Source organism: Bifidobacterium sp. ESL0800 (assembly GCF_029395355.1).
Classification (GTDB): Bacteria; Actinomycetota; Actinomycetes; order Actinomycetales; family Bifidobacteriaceae; genus Bifidobacterium.
In genome coordinates this window covers 923,806-943,163 of sequence record NZ_CP113913.1, presented here as the reverse complement: position 1 = coordinate 943,163, position 19,358 = coordinate 923,806, and the positions used below count along the sequence as shown (strand labels likewise).

Annotated in this window: 14 protein-coding genes and 1 tRNA gene; 7 read left to right on the top strand and 8 right to left on the bottom strand. The window is 57.8% G+C overall.

All coding sequences use genetic code 11. The annotated features are described in order from the left end of the window. From purF to purT, 4 genes are all read right to left on the bottom strand, one after another. Positions 1 to 1,557, bottom strand: a complete 1,557-nt coding sequence (gene purF / locus OZX75_RS03900) for an amidophosphoribosyltransferase (RefSeq protein WP_277147085.1) — start codon at positions 1,555 to 1,557, stop codon at positions 1 to 3. A 1-nt stretch (position 1,558) separates the two neighbouring features. Further along, positions 1,559 to 5,419: a phosphoribosylformylglycinamidine synthase gene (locus OZX75_RS03895; RefSeq protein WP_277147083.1), complete on the bottom strand. Its 3,861-nt coding sequence runs from the start codon at positions 5,417 to 5,419 to the stop codon at positions 1,559 to 1,561. A 117-nt stretch (positions 5,420 to 5,536) separates the two neighbouring features. After that, complete coding sequence (purC, locus tag OZX75_RS03890) at positions 5,537 to 6,286, bottom strand: phosphoribosylaminoimidazolesuccinocarboxamide synthase (protein WP_277147081.1); 750 nt, start codon at positions 6,284 to 6,286, stop codon at positions 5,537 to 5,539. Between the two features lie 312 nt (positions 6,287 to 6,598). Continuing rightward, the gene (gene purT / locus OZX75_RS03885; RefSeq protein ID WP_277147079.1) at positions 6,599 to 7,873 is read right to left on the bottom strand and encodes a formate-dependent phosphoribosylglycinamide formyltransferase; all 1,275 of its coding nucleotides are present in this window, start codon (positions 7,871 to 7,873) and stop codon (positions 6,599 to 6,601) included. Between the two features lie 242 nt (positions 7,874 to 8,115). Between purT and OZX75_RS03880 the strand changes: the two genes are divergently transcribed. After that, on the top strand, positions 8,116 to 9,438 hold the full coding sequence (locus tag OZX75_RS03880; protein ID WP_277147077.1) for a glycosyltransferase: 1,323 nt from the start codon (positions 8,116 to 8,118) through the stop codon (positions 9,436 to 9,438). Between the two features lie 220 nt (positions 9,439 to 9,658). Here OZX75_RS03880 and OZX75_RS03875 read toward each other — a convergent pair whose 3' ends face one another. Further along, the gene (locus OZX75_RS03875) at positions 9,659 to 10,684 is read right to left on the bottom strand and encodes a threonine aldolase family protein (protein WP_277147075.1); all 1,026 of its coding nucleotides are present in this window, start codon (positions 10,682 to 10,684) and stop codon (positions 9,659 to 9,661) included. Between the two features lie 103 nt (positions 10,685 to 10,787). After that, positions 10,788 to 11,675 (bottom strand): formate/nitrite transporter family protein, encoded by an 888-nt coding sequence (locus tag OZX75_RS03870; protein ID WP_277147073.1) that lies wholly within the window; start codon positions 11,673 to 11,675, stop codon positions 10,788 to 10,790. Positions 11,676 to 12,119: 444 nt separating this feature from the next. Between OZX75_RS03870 and OZX75_RS03865 the strand changes: the two genes are divergently transcribed. From OZX75_RS03865 to OZX75_RS03840, 6 genes are all read left to right on the top strand, one after another. After that, positions 12,120 to 13,286 (top strand): iron-containing alcohol dehydrogenase, encoded by a 1,167-nt coding sequence (locus OZX75_RS03865; RefSeq protein ID WP_277147071.1) that lies wholly within the window; start codon positions 12,120 to 12,122, stop codon positions 13,284 to 13,286. Between the two features lie 57 nt (positions 13,287 to 13,343). After that, positions 13,344 to 14,384, top strand: a complete 1,041-nt coding sequence (locus tag OZX75_RS03860) for a methionine ABC transporter ATP-binding protein (protein ID WP_277147069.1) — start codon at positions 13,344 to 13,346, stop codon at positions 14,382 to 14,384. A gap of 76 nt (positions 14,385 to 14,460) precedes the next feature. Further along, positions 14,461 to 15,057 (top strand): methionine ABC transporter permease, encoded by a 597-nt coding sequence (locus tag OZX75_RS03855; RefSeq protein ID WP_277147067.1) that lies wholly within the window; start codon positions 14,461 to 14,463, stop codon positions 15,055 to 15,057. A gap of 122 nt (positions 15,058 to 15,179) precedes the next feature. Then, positions 15,180 to 16,037, top strand: a complete 858-nt coding sequence (locus OZX75_RS03850; RefSeq protein ID WP_277147065.1) for a MetQ/NlpA family ABC transporter substrate-binding protein — start codon at positions 15,180 to 15,182, stop codon at positions 16,035 to 16,037. Between the two features lie 112 nt (positions 16,038 to 16,149). Then, complete coding sequence (locus tag OZX75_RS03845; protein ID WP_277147063.1) at positions 16,150 to 17,178, top strand: DUF1684 domain-containing protein; 1,029 nt, start codon at positions 16,150 to 16,152, stop codon at positions 17,176 to 17,178. A 148-nt stretch (positions 17,179 to 17,326) separates the two neighbouring features. Next, positions 17,327 to 17,402 (top strand) — tRNA-His (locus tag OZX75_RS03840). Between the two features lie 165 nt (positions 17,403 to 17,567). On the opposite strand, the gene OZX75_RS03835 is transcribed toward OZX75_RS03840, so the two are convergent. Next, entirely contained in the window at positions 17,568 to 18,941 is a 1,374-nt protein-coding gene (locus OZX75_RS03835) for an aldehyde dehydrogenase family protein (RefSeq protein ID WP_277147061.1), read from the bottom strand. After that, the gene (locus tag OZX75_RS03830) at positions 18,938 to 19,219 is read right to left on the bottom strand and encodes a hypothetical protein (protein WP_277147059.1); all 282 of its coding nucleotides are present in this window, start codon (positions 19,217 to 19,219) and stop codon (positions 18,938 to 18,940) included. The genes OZX75_RS03835 and OZX75_RS03830 overlap by 4 nt, the downstream gene beginning before the upstream one ends. Positions 19,220 to 19,358 lie beyond the last annotated feature (139 nt).

The following is a 19,358-nucleotide window of genomic DNA, read 5'->3' as shown; positions in this document are numbered from 1 at the left end:
CTATGCCCTCCTTGTGGTGGCTGTGGTGGTGCTGATAATTTGGCCGTTCTGCTTTGACGATTCCGCGTTGCGGTATTCGTTGCCCCGGTATTGGCTTTCGTATTTGGCGAAATGCGGCAGCCGCTCGCGTTCCTCCGGTTTGAGCGAAGCGAGAAATTCGTCTTCGTAATCGTCCAGGGCGGTGGGGTAGTCGCCGTTGAAATAGGCGACACAAAGGCCCCCGTAGGGTGCGTCGGCGTTGAGGCCGATGGATTCGATAAGGCCATCAAGGCTCAGGAATTGCAAGGAATCAGCGCCGATATGCTTGCGAATTTCCTCGACGCTCATCCGTGCGGCGATCAGTTCACGGGTCGTCGAGATGTCGATGCCGTAGAAGCACGGGTATTTCAACGGCGGGGAGCTGATGCGCATGTGCACTTCCGCCGCGCCCGCCTCGCGCAGCAGCTGGACGATGCGCTTGGAGGTGGTGCCGCGCACAATGGAGTCGTCGATGACGATGATCCGCTTGCCTTTGACCACGCCACGAACGGCCGAAAGCTTCATACGCACGCCCTGTTCGCGCAGTTCCTGCGTCGGCTGGATGAAAGTGCGGGCGATGTATTGGTTCTTGATCAGCCCCATCTCGTTGGGCAGTCCGCTGGCTTCGGAATAGCCGGAGGCGGCGGAAAGCGAGGAGTTCGGCACACCGATGACCATATCGGCGTCGACCGGCGCTTCACGGGCGAGGCGTGCACCCATGCGCTTGCGGGCGGAATGCACGTTGACGCCGTAGATGTTGGAATCCGGACGGGCGAAATAGATGAACTCCATCGAGCAGATCGCCAGCTGGGTCTTGTCGGTGTATGACATGATGCGATAACCGTTGTCGTCCACCACAACGATTTCGCCGGGCCTGATGTCGCGGACCAACTCGGCGCCCACAGTGTCCAGTGCGCAGGTCTCGCTGGCCAGCACATAGGCCCCGTTGCTCATCCGTCCCAGCGAAAGCGGGCGGAAGCCGTTCGGGTCGAGCGCCCCGATCATCGCGTTTTTGGTCATCAGCAGATAGGCGAATCCGCCATGGACGATGTTCAGGGCTTCCTTGAGTTTTTCGACGAACGTCGGTTTGCTCGAGCGGCGGATCAGGTGCATCAGCACCTCGGTGTCCGAATTGGAGTGGAAGATGGCGCCTTCGTTTTCAAGCTGGGTGCGCAGTGCGATGCAGTTGGTGAGGTTGCCGTTGTGTGCCAGCGCGATGTCGCCGTCGTGGAAGGAGAAGATGAACGGCTGGATGTTGTCGATGCCGCCTGTGCCGCTGGTCGCGTAGCGCACGTGGCCGATGGCGCGATCGCCGGTGAGCCGTTCGATTTCGTGTTCGTCGTGGAATACTTCGGTCAGCAGCCCGAGCCCGCGATGGCCGATAAGCTTGCCGTGGTCGCAGGATACCATGCCGGCGCCTTCTTGCCCGCGGTGCTGCAGCGCATGAAGTCCGAAATAAGTCAATCGAGCCGCATCGGGGTGGCCCCAGACGCCGAACAGTCCGCATTCCTCGTGAACGTCTTCGAGTTCGAATGACATCTCAGGCCTTCCTTTCGTTCGCTCTGTTGGTATCTTTGCCGGTGAAATAGCGCACGCCGGCTTCGAAAATCGGCTGGAACTCGTGGCCAGGAACGTTGAGGTAAAGCCCGTCGCCGCGACGTTCGGAATGGCCCATTTTGCCGAGCACCCGTCCGTCGGGGCTGGTCAGCGCCTCGAGTGCGGCCATGGAACCGTTGGGGTTGTCGGCCAGATCCATACTGGCATTGCCGTTTTCGCCCACATATTGTGCGGCGATTTGTCCGGCATCGGCAAGCTGTCTGATCTGTTCGGGCGTGGCAACGAACCGTCCTTCGCCGTGTGAAATCGGGATGGTGTAGATATCGCCGACCTTGCTGCCGGACATCCACGGTGACAGATTGCTGGAGACGCGAGTGCGTACCAGGCGGCTTTGATGGCGGCCGATGGTGTTGAAGGTCAGCGTCGGCTGGTTTTCGCTTGGCTCGACGATATCGCCGTAAGGCACGAGACCAAGCTTGATCAGCGCCTGGAACCCGTTGCAGATGCCGAGCATCAGACCGTCGCGGTTGCCCAGCAGGTCACGCACGGCATCGGTCACAGCGGGGGCACGGAAGAACGCGGTGATGAATTTCGCCGATCCGTCCGGTTCGTCGCCGCCGGAGAATCCGCCGGGAATCATGATGATTTGGCTGGCTTTGATTTCGTCGGCCAGCTGACGAGATGAAACGGCGACGGCTTCGGGGGAGAGGTTGTTGACGATCAGCGTATGCGGGTCGGCGCCCGCCGCTGCAAACGCCGCCTCAGCGTCATACTCGCAATTGTTGCCGGGAAATACCGGAATAAGCACGCGAGGCTTGGCCTTCAACGGATTGCCAACATAAAAAGCCTGCCGTCCCTTGCGGTAACTGATGGTTTCCGTTTCGGGCCGTGTTTCGGTTTCGCTTGCATGGCGGCTTGTCTTGCTGCGATAGGGGAAGATTTCCTCCATCGCGGATTCCCAGACGTCCTGCAAATTATCGAGGTCAACGGTTTCGCCGGCGGCTGTGAATTCATAGGCATCCGTCGTTGCTCCGATGGCTGTGACAGCCACTCGGTCGTTGCCTTCCGGCACCTTGGCACCGTCGGCGAGTTCTACGATAAACGAGCCGTATTCAGGCTCGAACAATGCATCCAGACCCACAACATCATCGAGCCTGATACCGACGCGGTTGCCCAACGTCATCTTGAACAATGCTTCGGCGCTCGCACCATAACCGGGCGTCGAAATTGCCAGCGCCTGATTGGTGGCGTTCAGACGCTCGACCAATGCCATCGTCTCGAGCAGATCGCCTGGGTTGGGGATAAGACGGTAAGCGTTTTCGCTTTCGCTCGTGTTCTCGCAAGCCTTGCCATATCCGTACCGTTTCGGCGCGATACGTACGATACGATGCCCAGCACCCTTGAATTCCGGCGAGACGGCACCGTTCATGTTCCCGGTTGACACGGCGAAGGAAATCAAGGTCGGTGGCACGTCCATTTCCTTGCCGTCCTGCTCGAAGCTGCCGCTCATCGAGTCTTTGCCGCCGATGGCCCCGACTTTGAGGTCGAGTTGAGCGCTCAGTGCGCCGAGCAATGCCGCAGCGGGCTTGCCCCAACGATTCGGATCTTCATGGAGCTTGCCGAAATATTCCTGGAAACTCAGATAAGCGTTCTCGCGGGTAAAGCCGGTCGCGACGAGCTTGCAGACCGATTCCACCACGGCCAGATAGGCCCCGGCGAACTGGTTGCGCTCGGTGATATACGGGTTGAAGCCCCAGGCCATCGCGCTGGCGGTGGTGGTTTTGCCGCCCGGCACCGGAAGTTTGGCGACCATGGCAAGGCTGGGCGTCAGCTGCTTGCGACCGCCGAACGGCATGAGCACGGTGCCGGCGCCGATGGTGGAGTCGAAACGTTCGGCAAGGCCCTTGTTGCCGGCGACGTTGATGTCACTGACCAGCGAGGTCAGCCGTTGCCTGAGGTCTCCGGATTTCCAGTCTTCGGGAACCATATAATTCTCAGCCGGCAGCGCATGCACATTCTGATGTTTCGCTGCACCGTTGGAAGCCAGGAATTCGCGCGAAAGATCGACGATGCGCTTGCCGCGCCAATCCATGGTCATCCGTGGTTCGGCCGTGACGGTGGCGATGACCGTGGCCTCGAGGTTCTCCTCACGTGCGTAACCCAGGAATTCGTCCACGTCCTCGGCGGCCACATCGACGGCCATGCGTTCCTGCGACTCGGAAATCGCCAGTTCGGTGCCGTCCAAGCCCTCGTATTTCTTGGGCACCTTGTCAAGGTCGATTTTGAGACCGTCGGCTATTTCGCCGGTTGCCACGGACACGCCGCCCGCGCCGAAATCGTTGCAGCGCTTGATGAGCACGCTGGCATCGTGACGGCGGAAGAGGCGTTGCAGCTTGCGTTCGACGGTCGCGTTGCCCTTCTGCACCTCGGCTCCCGATTCGGTGAGGCTTTCGGTGTCCTGCGCCTTGGAAGCGCCGGTGGCCCCGCCGATGCCGTCGCGTCCGGTGCGTCCGCCCAAAAGGATGATCTTGTCGCCGGGTGTCGGTGTTTCACGTCGCACGTTGGCCGCCGGCGCGGCGCCGACGACGGCCCCGACCTCCATGCGCTTGGCGACATAACCGGGATGGTAGATTTCGTGGACTTCTCCGGTCGCCAGCCCGATCTGGTTGCCATATGAGGAATAGCCCTGCGCTGCGGTGGTGACGAGTTTACGTTGCGGGAGCTTGCCTTCCAATGTTTGTGAAACCGGAACGCGCGGGTCTCCGGCACCGGTGACGCGCATGGCCTGGTAGACGTAGGCACGCCCGCTCAGAGGGTCGCGGATGCAACCGCCGATGCAGGTGGCGGCCCCACCGAACGGCTCGATTTCGGTGGGATGGTTGTGCGTCTCGTTTTTGAAGAGGAAGAGCCAGTCTTCCGGTTCGCCGTCGACGTCGACCTTGATTTTGACGGTGCAGGCATTGATTTCCTCGGACTTGTCGAGCCCGTTGAGCTCGCCTTTGGCCTCGAGTTCCTTCGCACCGATGGTGCCCATATCCATCAAAGTCACAGGCTTATTGGTGCGTCCCAGATCTTCACGTACCTTGAGATAACGCTCGAACGCGGCTTTGACCACGGTGTCGTCGATATCGACTTTCGTCAGCTCGGTGCCGAAAGTGGTGTGGCGGCAATGGTCGGACCAGTAGGTGTCGATCACCTTGATTTCGGTGATGGTCGGCTCGCGGTGTTCGCCGCGGAAGTAGGTCTGGCAGCACTTCGCGTCACCCAGGTCCATCGCCAGCCCGCGTTCGGCGATGAAACGCTGCAATCCGGCGTCGTCAAGCTCGTTGAACCCGTCGATGATTTCGACATCGGCTGGAACCTTGACCGCGGTTTCCAACGTCTCGCGCGTGCCCAGCCCGGTTTCGTGCGCGTCGACCGGATTGATCACGTAGCGTTTGATGGCTTCGACATCGTCGTCGCTAAGCTCGCCATAGAGCGCATAGATTTTCGCCGTCCGTACCTCTGGCCTTGTCCCTTGGCTCAACAGCTGGATGCACTGGCTAGCGGATTCCGCCCGCTGGTCGAACTGACCGGGCAGATACTCCACGGCGAAGACCTGTGCGTCGGCCAACTCCGGCAATTCCCGCGTCGCCGTATCCACTGGAGGTTCGCTGAACACTGTGGGAATGGCTGCTACGAAAAGCTCGGAATCCAAGCCCTGGGCATCGTAGCGGTTGATGATGCGAACGCGCTCGAGCCCGGTGAGCCCCAGAACGTCCCGTAACTCACGGGCGAGGTTGGCTGCTTCGACGTCGAAACCGGATTTCTTTTCTACATATACGCGAAAAACTGTTGAAAGCACTGATGGTCCTTAGCACTGCTGGTAAGAAGGGGAAAGTGAAAAATGGATAAAAAGCAAGGAAATGCGGAACAACCAAAAACGCTCGTACACCAATAATCATAGTGCACGAGCGATAGGTCATTCGACTTTGACTCCACGGCGGTCCGCGAGTTTCATCAAGCGTCCGTATATTTCCTCATAGGCGGGGATGATGTCACCCAGGTCTCTGCGGAAGAGGTCCTTGTCGAGATGCTCGACCTGTCCGGACCCGTCCTTCAAGTCCCAGAGCCTGCAGGTGTCGGGGGTGATCTCGTCGGCCAGCACGATTTCGCCGTCGGGATTGATGCCCTCTTCGATCTTGGAATCGACGAGTTGCACGTCGATGTCGCGGAAGATCTTGGTCAGTTTCTCGTTGATGTCGCGGGCCTGGCGAGATACTTCGGCCATCTGCTCGTCCGTGGCCAGACCCAGCGCCACGATGCCGTCGATGCCGATGAACGGGTCGTGCAGTTCGTCGGACTTATAGCAGAATTCGAGAATCGGGCGCTTGAGCTCGGTGCCTTCCTTGATGCCGTAACGCTTGGAGAACGAACCGGCAGCGGTGTTGCGCATGATGATCTCAAGCGGGAACATCGTGATTTTCTCATTGAGCTGTTCAGTATCGCTCAGACGCTTGATGAAATGCGTCTTGACGCCCTCGGCTTCAAGAAGCCGGAACAGCACCGTAGTGATGCGGTTGTTGAGGCTTCCCTTGCCTTGAATCTGGGCCTTTTTCGCGCCGTCGCCGGCAGTGGCCTGATTCATATATTCGACCCACAGCACATCTGGGTCATTAGTTGAATAGAGTTTTTTGGCTTTGCCCTTGTAGAGCATATCCAGTTTCTCCATTAAATCGACCTTCCCGTAGAGTAACGAGATTGATTGAATGAGGTGAACTTACACATGCAATATAACAAGCGCAGCCAACAAATATGCCGTTTGTCTCATTCGAAAATGCGATGTACGGTGCCTTATTGATACGAACGGATTTCGAAATTCCGGATTTTTGCGGTGAAAAAGTGTTTTGTAAATTTTTTGTTACATCCCGCTTGAATTATTCGAAAGGTGATGGTTGCGACGGACATAGACAGATGATTCTGACGGGTGGAATCGCTCTGTCGATTGTCGGCTTATTGATCGGTTGCCTGCCGGTCGGTTGGACTACCGGCCGATCGTGATGTGCAGGGCTGTTTCGATTTGTGCGGCTTTCTGCCGTGCCTCGGCTTCATTGCATCCGGTGGCGAGGGCGACGGCCATGCGACGGTGACCGTTGACGGTCGGCTTGCCGAAGATGCGCAGGTCGGTATCGGGTTGCGACAGAGCTTGTGGAATATTGGAGAAAGTCACAGATCCGTTTCCGCTGACCACGATGGCATGGCTGGCGGCGACCTCGCCGTCTTTGAAAGCGAGTGCAACGCTGTCCTCGGTGACGGGGATGCCCAGCACAGCGCGGGCGTGCAATGCGAATTCGCTCAAACGCTGGGAGATCATCGTCACCATGCCGGTGTCGTGCGGGCGGGGAGAGACCTCGTTGAACAGGACTTCGCCGTTCTTCAGCACGAATAGTTCCACGCCGAAGACACCCCAGCCATGCTCGTGGTTTTCGTGCGCGATGTCGACCAGTCCGCCCACGGCTTTGCGGGCGATGGCCTGTGCCTTTTCGAGGATTGCCGGATTGACCTGCGCCGGTTGCCACGATTCGCGGTAATCGCCGTCAACCTGACGTTGCCCGATGGGGGAGCAGACCACGATACCGGCGGACGAGGAGACGGTGAGCATCGTCAGTTCGTAATCCAGCGGGGCGAACGCCTCGACGATGACGCGCGAAATACCGCCGTCTTTCGCGTCTCTCCGTTCGCTTTGAGCTTTCTGCCAAGCCGCCTCGATATCCTTGCCGGAACGAATCACGGATTGGCCATGACCAGAAGAACTCATCACCGGTTTGACCACACACGGATAGCCGACGGCCTTGACCCCGGTTTTCAGTTCATTGAACGAGCTCGCGAAACGATACGGAGTGGTCGGCAGACCGAGCGTCTCATGTGCCAGTCTTCGCAAGGCTTCGCGGTCCATGCAGATCGCCGCGATTCGCGAGCTGGGGACGACCTGGATGTTGTCTGTTGCGGCTTTTGCCAATTCCGAGGTTGCAATGGCCTCGATTTCGGGGATGATGATCGAAGGATGGGCGGAAGCGATCAATGCATCCAACGCCGCCGCGTCGGTCATATCCAGGACGTGGGTTTCCTGTGCGATCTGCATGGCCGGCGCGTGCTCGTAACTGTCTGCGGCGATGACAAACGCCCCAAGCCTCGTCAATTCGATGGCGATTTCGCGTCCCAACTCTCCGGAACCAAGCAGCAGCACACGGGTTTGGCTGTTGGTGGTGAGGTTGCCAAGCGGATAATCGACGGATGATGATGCAGTTTCAGTGCTCATGATTTCATTGTCGCACGGGATGGCCCCGAACGAGCTCATTGTCCGCGAACCATCAGTGAATGGATGGAGCTGATATTGGTTGATATTGCGCGTGTCAATGATTCTGAAAGTATGCCGCTTATCTGCCGGTGTTTGGCTGAACTGCCCATAAGTCGAAAACGAAGGATGCGATATATCTTTGACAACGTCCATTTGAGGTGGTTCTAGAGTTGTGAACCACTCAACAGCGTTAGGATTGAACTATGCCCGATTCCCAAAACTCCGCTACCGATGTCGACAAACCACTGACCATCGCATTGGTCGTTGACTCTGTGGGCAACCGCGGCAACGGCACCTCGAATTCGGCGTTGCAGTATGCTCGGGAACTTGAGAATCAAGGTCATCACGTTCGTTTAGTTGGCGTCGGCGCGCCGGATTATCCTGTCGAAGTCCACCACTTGCCGTTCGTCTCGTGGCTTGCGGCCAAACAGCAGATGCAGTTCGCGGAGCCCGATGCTGCGGTTTTTCGAAAGGCTTTCGAAGACGCTGATGTAGTACATATCTATATGCCGTTCAAGTTTGGAAGGCATGCGCTGGCTGTCGCCCAATCCATGGAAATTCCCGTAACCGCCGGCTTTCACTTACAGCCTGAAAACGTCACGTATTCCGCCGGTCCATTGCGCTATATCCCCGGTGTCCCGTCGCTGATTTACTGGTTGTTCGACTTCTGGCTCTACCGTCATATCGGCCATATCCACACGCCCAGCGACATGATCGCCCGGCAGCTGCGGGCCCATGGCTATCGGGCGCGGCTCCATGTCATCTCCAACGGGTATTCAAGCCGTTTCCACTCAGCAGATACCAAGTCCGATAATCAGGGAAAGGGATTAGGGGGTTTCGCTGAACCTTTGAATGATTGCTTGATCAAAGGCGGCGATGGCACGCTAGATGAAACCAACGAACGCGATGGAGTCGGAACATCGGTTCAAAATGCTCGCAGTTTGCAGTGTGCGTTTCGTATTGTCGCTTCCGGCAGACTCACCCACGAAAAAGACCATGAGACGCTGATCCGTGCCGTGGCGTTGAGCCGGCACGCCTCGCAGATCGACCTGACCATCTGTGGCACCGGTCCGTTGCAGCGCCATCTTCGCCGGCTTGCCAAACGTTTGTTGCCGCGAAAAGCGCATATCGGCTTCCATCCTAACGATGATATGCCGAACCTGTTGCGCACAGCCGATCTGCTCGTCCATCCCTCGATCGTCGACATTGAATCGTTGAGTGTGCTCGAGGGCATCGCCTCCGGCCTGGTGCCGGTCATCGCCGATTCGCCGCTTTCTGCGGCCAGCCAGTTCGCGCTGACGGACTCCTCGGTGTTTCCGGCCCGCAACGCCAAGGCGCTCGCCCGCCGCATCGACTGGTGGATCGAACATCCGCAGGAGCTGGCCGAGTGGGGGCCGAAATACGCGCAGGAAGCACGCGAAAAATATGCGTTGCCGCAGAGCGTCCACTGGTTCGTCACCATGGAGCGCGAGGCCATCGCCGATGCGCAGAAGACGCGGCAGCCTGCAGTGCCGGGACGACGGTGATTGTCGTTGCTGCAATCGTGATGCTGCCGCAGAATGTGATTATCTCTGCATTCGTAGCTGGATTACAGAGATAATCACGAAAATGGCCCAGAAAGTGTGATTATCTCTGCACATGAGGTCGGGCTACAGAGATAATCACGAAAGTAGAGGCATAAGTGTGATTATCTCTGCAATCCGGGCAAAGACGCAATGGAAATCACGAGCCATAGGAACGGCGGCGCTACAGCAGTGCGATGAGCTGGTCGGTGTGCTCCTGCGTGGTCGCCCAACTGGTGCAGAAACGCATCACCGAATGCGTGTCGTCATATTTCTCGAGGAAGTCCATATTGACCTCGGCGCCCAGCCGCTCGATCGTCGGCTGGTCCATCACCACGAAGACCTGGTTGGTCGGGTTCTCGTAGGCGAGCTGATAGCCCTTGGCCTTCAGCGCCTCGCGGATCTGGTCGGCCTTCTCGTTGGCGTTGCGAGCGATCTTCGTGTAAAGCCCGTCGGTGAACAGCGTGTCGAACTGCAGGCCGAGCAGCCAGCCCTTGGCCAGCAGCGCCCCGTGCTGTTTGATCAACGTGAGGAAGTGCCTGGGCGTGTTGTGCTTGGTGAAGACGACCGCCTCGCCGAAGAGGGCGCCGACCTTGGTGCCGCCGATGTAGAAGACGTCGGTGATGCGCGCGATGTCCTCGAGCGTCAGGTCGGTGCCTTCCGCCGTCAGCCCGTAGCCCAGGCGCGCGCCGTCGAGAAAGAGCGGCATGTCGTAGCGGTGCGCGACCTCGGCGATGGCTTCAAGCTCGTCCTTGGTGTACATCGTGCCGTACTCGCTGGGGTGCGAGACGTAGACGCAGCCGGGGAAGACCATGTGGGTGTAGTTGCCGTCGGCGTAGAAGTCCTTGCAATACTGCTCGAGGTCCTCCGCGTCGATCTTGCCCTCGTGGCTCGGGAGGGTCAGCACTTTGTGGCCGGTGGACTCGATGGCCCCGGCCTCGTGGACGTTGACGTGTCCGTTGCTTGCGGCGACGACGCCGGCGTATGCGGGGGTGATGGTGTCGATGACGGTCTGGTTGGTCTGCGTGCCGCCGACCAAGAGCCACACGTCGGCGTCCGGGCAGCCACAGGCCTCGCGGATCTTCTGCTTGGCGGAGTCGCAGTACTTGTCCGAGCCGTAGCCGGGCAGCTGCTCCATGTTGGTCTCTTCCATCCGCTTCAAAATCGCGGGATGGGCGCCTTCGCAGTAATCGTTGACAAAATTCAGCATGTCGCTCCAATGTTGCAGTCAGTGAATATGGTTTAACCATAATCCGACCTGTGACTATGCCCTCGTTGTATTGTGGACAGGGCGACGAACAGCGGTTTGTGGCTTACTTGCCGCTTTCGGCGGTGATGCCGCGTTCGTCGTTCATCGTCGCGAAGTTCAGACCGATGAGGATGCCGCCGCCCACGATGTTGCCGAGGATGGCCACGATGATTACCAGAATCGCCTTGCCCGCGTTGATCACGCCGTGCATTCCCAAGATGAGGAACATCGCGGAGTCGGCCACGGAGTGCTCGAAACCGCAGAAGGTGAAGACGAAGACCGCCACCACCATGATGGTGCACTTGGTGAAGTCATTGGTGAGTTTGCCGTTGTAGACCATGAGCATGGCGATGTTGATGCAGAAGTTGCAGAAGATCGCGCGCACGAAGAGGTCGGCCACGCCGAACCCGGAGTTCAGGTAGTTGAGCTTGGTGGTTGCGGCGGCGAGCATCGCGTCGAACGACGAGCCGGAGATGATGGTGGAGAAGCGCAGGATGATGGCCACGATCAGCGCGCCCAGCAGGTTGCCCAGCAGGCACAGGCCCAGCAGCTTCAACGATTCGCCCCAGCCGATGCGCTTGTGGTAGGCGCCGATGCTGACGACCATCATGTTCGAGGTCAGCAGCTCGGAGTTGGTGTAGTAGATGAGCACGAGGGCCCAGCCGAAGGTGATGCCCGCGATCACCTTGCCGGCCACGGCCAGTCCCGGATCGGCTTTGGAGGTCGCGCCCATGATCACCCAGAAGGCCGCGAAGAACACGCCCACGAGGATGCCGGCCATAGCGGCGCGCTGGATGTAGCGGCCGATCATCTTGCCGGTCATCGTCTCCTTGCTGTCGAGCGCGTCGAGCACCGTCGAGATGAACGCGCGGCCGGGGAAGAGCGGCTTGGTCTCGTCGGCGGTCTCTTCGACTTCGGAAATGGTTGTTTTCAGTTCGGATAATTTGCCCATGGTTCCCTCTTGTGTTCTTTGTCTGTCTGTTTGATCCCAGGATGAAAGTTCGTGGTTTCATTATGGCCCGCTCCTGTTTCGCGGTTTACCGGAATTCGGCGTTTTGTAACGAAGAACACAATGTTTTTGTGATGAATCACACAGTCCAGGCAAAAGACTCAAAGCCTCGTATGTCCATATAGTGATAAAAATTCATATAACAGAAAAAACAATAATCCCCAATGAACGCTTTCTTACCTGCGGCCGCGTCGATTGATAAACGACTATCGATTCTGCGTATATCGTTCGGCTTGCGAGCGCTGAACGTAGGTCGTTACACTCGGTTGCTAACGTCGCTGGATTCCATGCATGCGGCGGATTCATGAGGTTGTTCGCCGTGTGTGTTGAGGACACAGGTCTTGAGACCGCGGACGGACGGAAAAGGAAAGAAAGATAGGGCAGGTCATGGTTTTCACCTATTGCACTCCCAATGAGCTCGTGTTCGGTGTGGGGGCCGAGCAGCAGCTCCAACGTCTTTTGGGCCAATACCATGCGACTTCCGTCATGCTGGTTTACAGCGGTGATTACGTCTTCGACCTCGGTATCCGCGACCGAGTTGTCGATGCCGCGCAGGCGATTGGCGCGCGGCTGGTCGAAAACGGGGACGTCGTGCCGAATCCTCGTATCGGACTCGTGCGTGACCTGATCGGCCTGGCCCGCAAGGAGAAGGTCGATTTCGTCCTCGCGGCGGGCGGTGCAAGCTCAATGGACACGGCCAAGGCGGTTGGCGTCGGCGTGCCTTACGGCGGTGATGTATGGGATCTGTTCGATGGAACCGCCGAACCGAAGGAAACGTTGCCGGTTGGCGTGATTTCGACGATTCCCGGCAGTGGTTCGGAAGTCTCCGATTGCGCCGTCCTCCAGCAAGGCGAGGACAAGGAGGCGTTGGAGACCAGACTTATCATTCCGAAGTTCTCCATCGTGAACCCCGAGTATTCGCGTACGGCGCCTTATCGTTATCAAGCGGCGGCCGTGGCCGACCTTGCCGTAGGATTCCTGGAGCCGTATTTCACGCTGCGCGACCATCTCGAATCGGCCGATCGGATTCTGGAAGGCGGGTTCCGTGCCGCTCTGGTGCAGGGCAGGCGTTTTGCTGCCGATCCCGATGACCTCACGACGCGAACCGAGCTGCACTGGCTTTCGACGCTGATGTTCAACCATTGCTACCTGGCCACAGGTTCAGAAAACGATTGGACGACCCACCGCATCGAGCATGAGATCGGCGGAGAATTCGACGTGATACACGGCGAGGGGATCGCCGCGATCCTGCCTTCCATCATCCGTTACGTCGCGCGCCGCAGCCCGCAGCGTTACGCGCAGATGGCGGTTAGGGCACTTGACGCCGACCCTTATGACAACACGGAACAGGAGTGCGCTGGCATTCTGGCAGATACGCTTGAACGCCACTTTAAGATGTTGGGCCTGAAAACCAGCCTGCATGAACTTGGCATACCGAGGGATGCCATCAATACGGTCGCCGAGCGTTTGACAAAGTCCAACACGAAGCCTGTCGGTAATTATGTTCCCTTGAGCGAGGCCGACGTGCGTGCCGTGCTCGAACTGGCTTACTGATCACAACGGTAATGCCTGTTTGGCATATCGCCGAACAACAGAGGGAGGAGGGGCCCAATGTCATCAATCATTACAATACGCAATCTGACAAAGAAATATCCCAGTGACGACGGTGAAAAAATCGCGCTCAGCGATGTCGACCTGGATGTCGGCAAAGGTGATATCTACGGCATTATAGGCTTGTCCGGTGCCGGCAAATCGACACTCGTGCGATGTATCAACGGGCTGGAACACTACGATGGTGGTTCGCTCGCAGTCAACGGCCAGGAAGTCGCCGAGTTGAAACCCAAGGACTTGCGCGCCTTGAGAAGCGACATCGGCATGATCTTTCAATCTTTCAATCTGATGCCGTCGCGCAGCGTTGCCGCCAATGTCGAACTTGCTTTTCGTGGCAAGGTCGACAGGAAAACCCGTCAGGCTCGCGTTTCCGAGCTTTTGGATCTGGTCGGCCTGAGCGAAAAGGCCGATGCCTATCCGAGCGAGCTCTCCGGCGGCCAGCAGCAGCGTGTCGCCATCGCGAGGGCTTTGGTCAATAAGCCCAGAATATTGCTGAGCGACGAGGCGACCAGCGCACTTGATCCGACCACGACCAAATCGATTCTCGCCCTGCTGCTTGCCCTGCACGATACTCTCGGACTGACCGTCGTCGTCATCACCCACCAGATGTCTGTGATCAAGCAGATCTGCAACAAGGTCGCCGTCATCGATCATGGCACCATCGTCGAGAAAGGCGATGTGTTCGACATCTTCGCAGCCCCCAAAGCCGCACTGACCAAAGCGTTCGTCGCCACGACCTCGAACCTGGACAAGGTCCACGAGCTGCTTGACGACCATTCGCCGCTCGTCGAACCGCAGCCCGGTCAGGTGCTCCTGCGCATGAACTACATCGCCAAGGAGGTATCCGAGGCCCTGGTCTCCCATATTTCGCGTGAATTCTCAATCGACGTCAACATCATTTTCGCCGATATCGACATCGTGGAGAACGCCCCGCTCGGCGGGTTGGTGGTCATGCTCAAAGGGGACTCCGACAAGATAACCGCAGCGCTCGCCTATCTCAACGAACGCAATATCGGCATCGAGGTGATCGATCGTGCTTGACATTCTGAATCTTTGGTTTCCGAACGTGATGAGCCGCCTACCCGAATTCTTCGATTCGTTTGTGCAGACGATCATCATGGTAGCAGTGGCGGGCCTGATCTCCTTCGTCCTGGCTATCTTGCTTGGCGTCGTCGTCACCGTGACGAAACCTGGCGGCCTTCATCCCAACCGAGGTGTTTTCAACGTCATCGACAAACTGATCAACCTCTTCCGCTCGATTCCGTTCATCATTCTTGCGGCCTCGCTGGTACCGATCACGCGCTTCATCATGGGCACGGCCATCGGTACGAAAGGAGCACTGTTTCCGCTTGTCATTGGCATCACCCCGTTCTTCGCCCGCCAGATCCAGTCAGCTTTGGCCGGCATCGATTCGGGTCTGATCGAGGCGGCGCAGGCGATGGGCATGGGCCTGCCTGAGATCATCTGGCGTGTTTACCTGCGCGAGGCGATACCTTCGATCATCCGTGTCAGCGTGATCACCTTGGTCAGCCTGATCGATATGACCGCAGTAGTCGGCGTGGTCGGCGGTGGGGGACTTGGCGATTTCGCCATCCGCTACGGCTACCAGCGATACATGATGGATGTCACCATCGCCACCATCATCGTCCTGGTACTTCTGGTGGGCCTGGTCGAGCTCATCGGCCGACTGCTCGTCGAGATCACCGAACATTGACGAACGTTTGAACCTGCTTCCAACGACTATTCCAACTTTTTCCCAACATATCGAATATTTGACGGCGACCTGTCCTGCAAAGCGCGGTCCGTCAGCATGAAAATATTTTGAAAGAGGCTTTTATGGCTACCAAGAAACAAACCAGAGCCAAGCATCAGCTTTTCGCACTACTAGCAGTGATACTTGCGGTGGTGCTGGTCATCGTCGGTATCAACATCTACCGCAACGGCAAGGCCGGCAAGGAGCAGACCGTCACCGTAGGGCTTGTCGGCAATTCCGACGACGCCGAATGGAAGGAGGTACAGGCGCGGCTTGATGAGGAGCACGCCAACATCAAACTCAAATACAAGACCTTCCAGGACGGCATCTACGCCAACCAGGCGCTCGCTAACCACGAACTGGATATCACGGCTTTCCAGCATTATGCGTTCCTGCATCAGGAGGAGAAGGAGAAAGGCTACAAGTTTACCCCGATCGGTGAGACCTACATATCCCCGCTCAACCTCTATTCGCAGAAATACAAAAGCGTCAAGGACTTCAAATCCGGCGACAAAGTGGCCATTCCCAACAACACCACCAATCTTGGCCGCTCGCTCAAAGTCCTCGATTCCGCGGGGCTGATCAAGCTCAAAGACAACACCAAGGCCGATCCGACGACCGACGACATCGCCTCCAATCCCAGCGGCATCGACATCGAGCTGAACGATCCGGCCTCGATCATTAACCTGCTGCCCGATTACGCCGGTGGCATCACCAATACGAACTTCATCGTCGACGCCGGAAAGAAGCCCGAGGATGCCATTTATGCGCCCAAACTCAAGCCCGGCGATGCCAGCTTCAAGCCATACGTCAACATCATCGTGGCCAACACGAGCGACAAGGATAATAAGACATTCCGCAAGATTGTGGAGGCCTACCATACCCAGACCGTCGCCAAGCAGCTTGTCAAGGATCACAATATCCCGATGTTCAGATACTGAGGCTACACGGATTCCCCGGAGGATTCGTCGTCGGCGGCGAAGCTTCTGAGGGCGAGTCGCCTGAACGGTCGATAAACCAACCCAACATAAAATCTGCAATGGAGATAATGAAATGAGTGAATCGAATAAAACCGACACGAATGACCAAGCAACGGGAAAAGCGAGCGTCTCAGGTTCGATAAACCGACTGTTTGCCAACTCGAAACAGGGTTTCGGTCTCTCGTCTGCGCAAGACACGCTTCCCAAGGGCGTTTCCACGCTCCCGGCGCTCGCAGCCGAGCCTTATGTCCAGCAGTGGGAGATGTGGCACGAGCAGCGGCTGGAGGAGCTCAAAGCGCCGCACGGCTATCTTGCGCCTGCATCCATCACATGGGTCGCCAACGGTTCGACGAAGACGATTGACGGCATCCCGGGCGCATGGCGTGCCGAAAATGATGTGCTGACCTATTATCCGCAGTCCAAGGAAGCACGGTCGCAGGCTGTCGATGACAAAGACGAGGGTGGACCTCGTGCGGTAACCAATGGGCGAACGGTGCTCGAAGCCCCGATTTCGTTTGCCCCGAGCGCATTCGGCGAACAGGCGCTCGCGTATCTCAACTACGGCGACAAGCGCATCGAAGTCAATTCCCAGACCGATCTGGTCGACCAATCCACGCACCGTTTCTGGATTCGTGTCAAAGACCCGCATACTTTGGCCCGACAGAATTTCGGTGACATCGACACGTTTCCTCTCGACCTGAAATGGCGAATTCCGGCCGTTTTCCGCCGGGCCGAACCCGACGAGTTCGACATCCACGATTCAGTGGTGAAAACGGTGCTGCAGTCATATCCGCTGCTCGGTTTCGTTGAATTCCAATACGAAAGTGAGGACTACTCGTTGGTCGTCTCGAACGTTTTCGGCCATGCGAGCATCTTCTTCAAAGATTCGACCAACGGCAAAGAAACCTACGGAATCGGCCGTGTGCTGCGGCTTGACGAGCTAAGCCTTGACGAGCTGGACGTGCTCGATTTCAACTATGCCTACAACTATCCCTGCGCGTTCTCCGCCTACTGCACCTGCCCGATCCCCTCGAAGCGCAATACGCTCCCGTTCGCCGTGAGGGCAGGGGAGAAGGCCCCGAATGTGGATATTGGTTGGTGACGAGACCTGCAGAACTGAAGGGTTGACGAGGACTGACGGGATTTCGCGACGCGCCGGTTGCGCAAGGTCTTGAGAATCATGTATAGTTCTTATCTGTTGTGCGGATGTTGATTCGGTTCGTTGAACCGGTCGGCTTCACACTTCGATGGTGGCCATAGCTCAGCAGGTAGAGCATCTGATTGTGGTTCAGAAGGTCGCGCGTTCGAACCGCGTTGGCCACCCCATCAATCCCCGGAATTGCAAGGTTCCGGGGATTTTCAGTTTCGGGGCTTCATCCGTTCCAGCAACGATCAGTAACGATTGCACACGCAACCCGTACTGTGCCGACGACGTGCGGCTTGGGAATTCTGGCTGCAGGTGTAAGAGGTCGGGTCGGTGCGTTTACCCGTTCACAGCCGGGTCAGCCTACGGCTTATGGCTCCATATGGAGGATAGGCGAGACGCAGCGTATCGGGGAACGTGGGTTTGCTGGTCACGGTCCTGACGTGGCTGAATTCCAGGAAGCCGGCTTTGCCGTGGTATGAACCCATACCGGAGGCGCCGACACCGCCGAACGGCAGGCGGCTGGAGAGCAGGTGGCCAAGCGGGAGGTTGAAGCCGAGCGCCCCGGAACTGGTATGGCGTTCGAAGAGCAGACGGGTGGTCTTGGAGCGGGAAAATACATACAAGGCAAGCGGTTTCGGACGCCTGTTGATGAAGGCCACGGCTTCCTGGGTGTCTTGTACAGGAAGAATCGGCAGAATCGGACCGAAGATCTCCTCTTGCATCACCGGGTCGTCCGGCCGAACGTCGGTGAGTACGGTCGGTGCGATGTACAAGTGTTCACGATCGGTCTCGCCGCCGCTGAATGTCTTGCCATCGGCCGGCAGCAGTTTGGCGAGCCTGTCGAATTGTTTGGTATTGACGATACGTCCGAAACATTGGGATTGGGCAGGGTCGTCGCCGAAGAATTTTCTGGTGAACTCCTCGATTTTTCGCGCCAATGGCTCGACAAGTTCCGGCGTGGTCAAAACGTAATCCGGTGCCACGCAGGTCTGCCCGGCGTTGGTGAAACGTCCCCAGGCAATGCGCCCGGCCGCGACGTCAAGATCGGCGTTTGCATCCACGAATACGGGGGATTTTCCGCCCAACTCCAGCGTCACCGGCGTAAGGTGCTTGGCCGCGGCCTCCATGACGATCGAACCGACCCTGCCGCCTCCGGTATAGAAAATATGGTCGAACGATTGCTTGAGCAATTCGGTCGTTTCAGGCACCGCTCCTTGAACGACCGCAAAGGCCCGCGGGTCAAGGTATTCGCCGATCAGCCGCCCAAGCAATGCGCTAGTATTGGGGGACAGTTCGGATGGTTTGAGACATACGCAGTTGCCGGCCGCGATGGCGTCGACCATCGGCTCCAGGCTCAGCATCAGCGGGTAGTTCCATGGCGAAATCACCAGGACCACGCCTTTGGGTTCGGCTATCGTCCAGCTTCTCGCCGGCTGCATGAGCCACGGCATGGCCACGTGGTGACGTCTGCTCCAGCGTTCGATACGAGGCTCGACAAACCTTATTTCGTCAAGCACCAGTTTGATTTCCATCAGTGCGGTCTCGGCTGCGGGCTTGCCCAGATCGAGGTACACCGCCAGTTCGATGTCCTTCCTATGCGCTGTCATCATGCGTTTCATGCGCTCGAGTTGTTCCCGACGCCAAGCGAGGGGACGCGTTATCCCCGCGTCAAACGAGCGGTGCAATCCTATGACGGTCTGCTCGCAAGTGTCTGTCATCCTTTGTCTCCGTTTTCGTCGATATCCTCGTCGTCGGCGGGGTCCTCGTTGTCGATATCGTCGTTGATGTCGGTATACGACTTATCCCAATTGATGGTGTCGACGTAATCGATTTCGAAATTTTCGTCATCGACATCGACGACCTCTCTATTGTCCTGCTCCAACAGGCATTGGCCTTCCTCGCCCTGCTCCTGGGCGATGGCGAGTTGTTCGTCATCGACGTCGACCGACCATGTCTCGCAGGAAGTATGAATGACATGAACCAGCACTGTGGCCATACCTGTTCCTTTCGTAGAAGACGGGGCATCGGGCTTGTCGACCCGGTACTTGGATATTCATGGTATCGCAAGGTCGGCGTTTGGCGAAACTGTTGTCTGCCGCCGGCATCTTGGGAATGCGGCGTGCCCGTTGTCTATG

Coding starts and splice junctions, on each gene's coding strand:
- purF (WP_277147085.1), bottom strand. CDS start 1,557: ATGTCATTCGAACTCGAAGACGTTCACGAGGAATGCGGACTGTTCGGC.
- purC (WP_277147081.1), bottom strand. CDS start 6,286: ATGGAGAAACTGGATATGCTCTACAAGGGCAAAGCCAAAAAACTCTAT.
- purT (WP_277147079.1), bottom strand. CDS start 7,873: ATGAGCACTGAAACTGCATCATCATCCGTCGATTATCCGCTTGGCAAC.
- OZX75_RS03880 (WP_277147077.1), top strand. CDS start 8,116: ATGCCCGATTCCCAAAACTCCGCTACCGATGTCGACAAACCACTGACC.
- OZX75_RS03875 (WP_277147075.1), bottom strand. CDS start 10,684: ATGCTGAATTTTGTCAACGATTACTGCGAAGGCGCCCATCCCGCGATT.
- OZX75_RS03870 (WP_277147073.1), bottom strand. CDS start 11,675: ATGGGCAAATTATCCGAACTGAAAACAACCATTTCCGAAGTCGAAGAG.
- OZX75_RS03865 (WP_277147071.1), top strand. CDS start 12,120: ATGGTTTTCACCTATTGCACTCCCAATGAGCTCGTGTTCGGTGTGGGG.
- OZX75_RS03860 (WP_277147069.1), top strand. CDS start 13,344: ATGTCATCAATCATTACAATACGCAATCTGACAAAGAAATATCCCAGT.
- OZX75_RS03855 (WP_277147067.1), top strand. CDS start 14,461: ATGGTAGCAGTGGCGGGCCTGATCTCCTTCGTCCTGGCTATCTTGCTT.
- OZX75_RS03850 (WP_277147065.1), top strand. CDS start 15,180: ATGGCTACCAAGAAACAAACCAGAGCCAAGCATCAGCTTTTCGCACTA.
- OZX75_RS03845 (WP_277147063.1), top strand. CDS start 16,150: ATGAGTGAATCGAATAAAACCGACACGAATGACCAAGCAACGGGAAAA.
- OZX75_RS03835 (WP_277147061.1), bottom strand. CDS start 18,941: ATGACAGACACTTGCGAGCAGACCGTCATAGGATTGCACCGCTCGTTT.
- OZX75_RS03830 (WP_277147059.1), bottom strand. CDS start 19,219: ATGGCCACAGTGCTGGTTCATGTCATTCATACTTCCTGCGAGACATGG.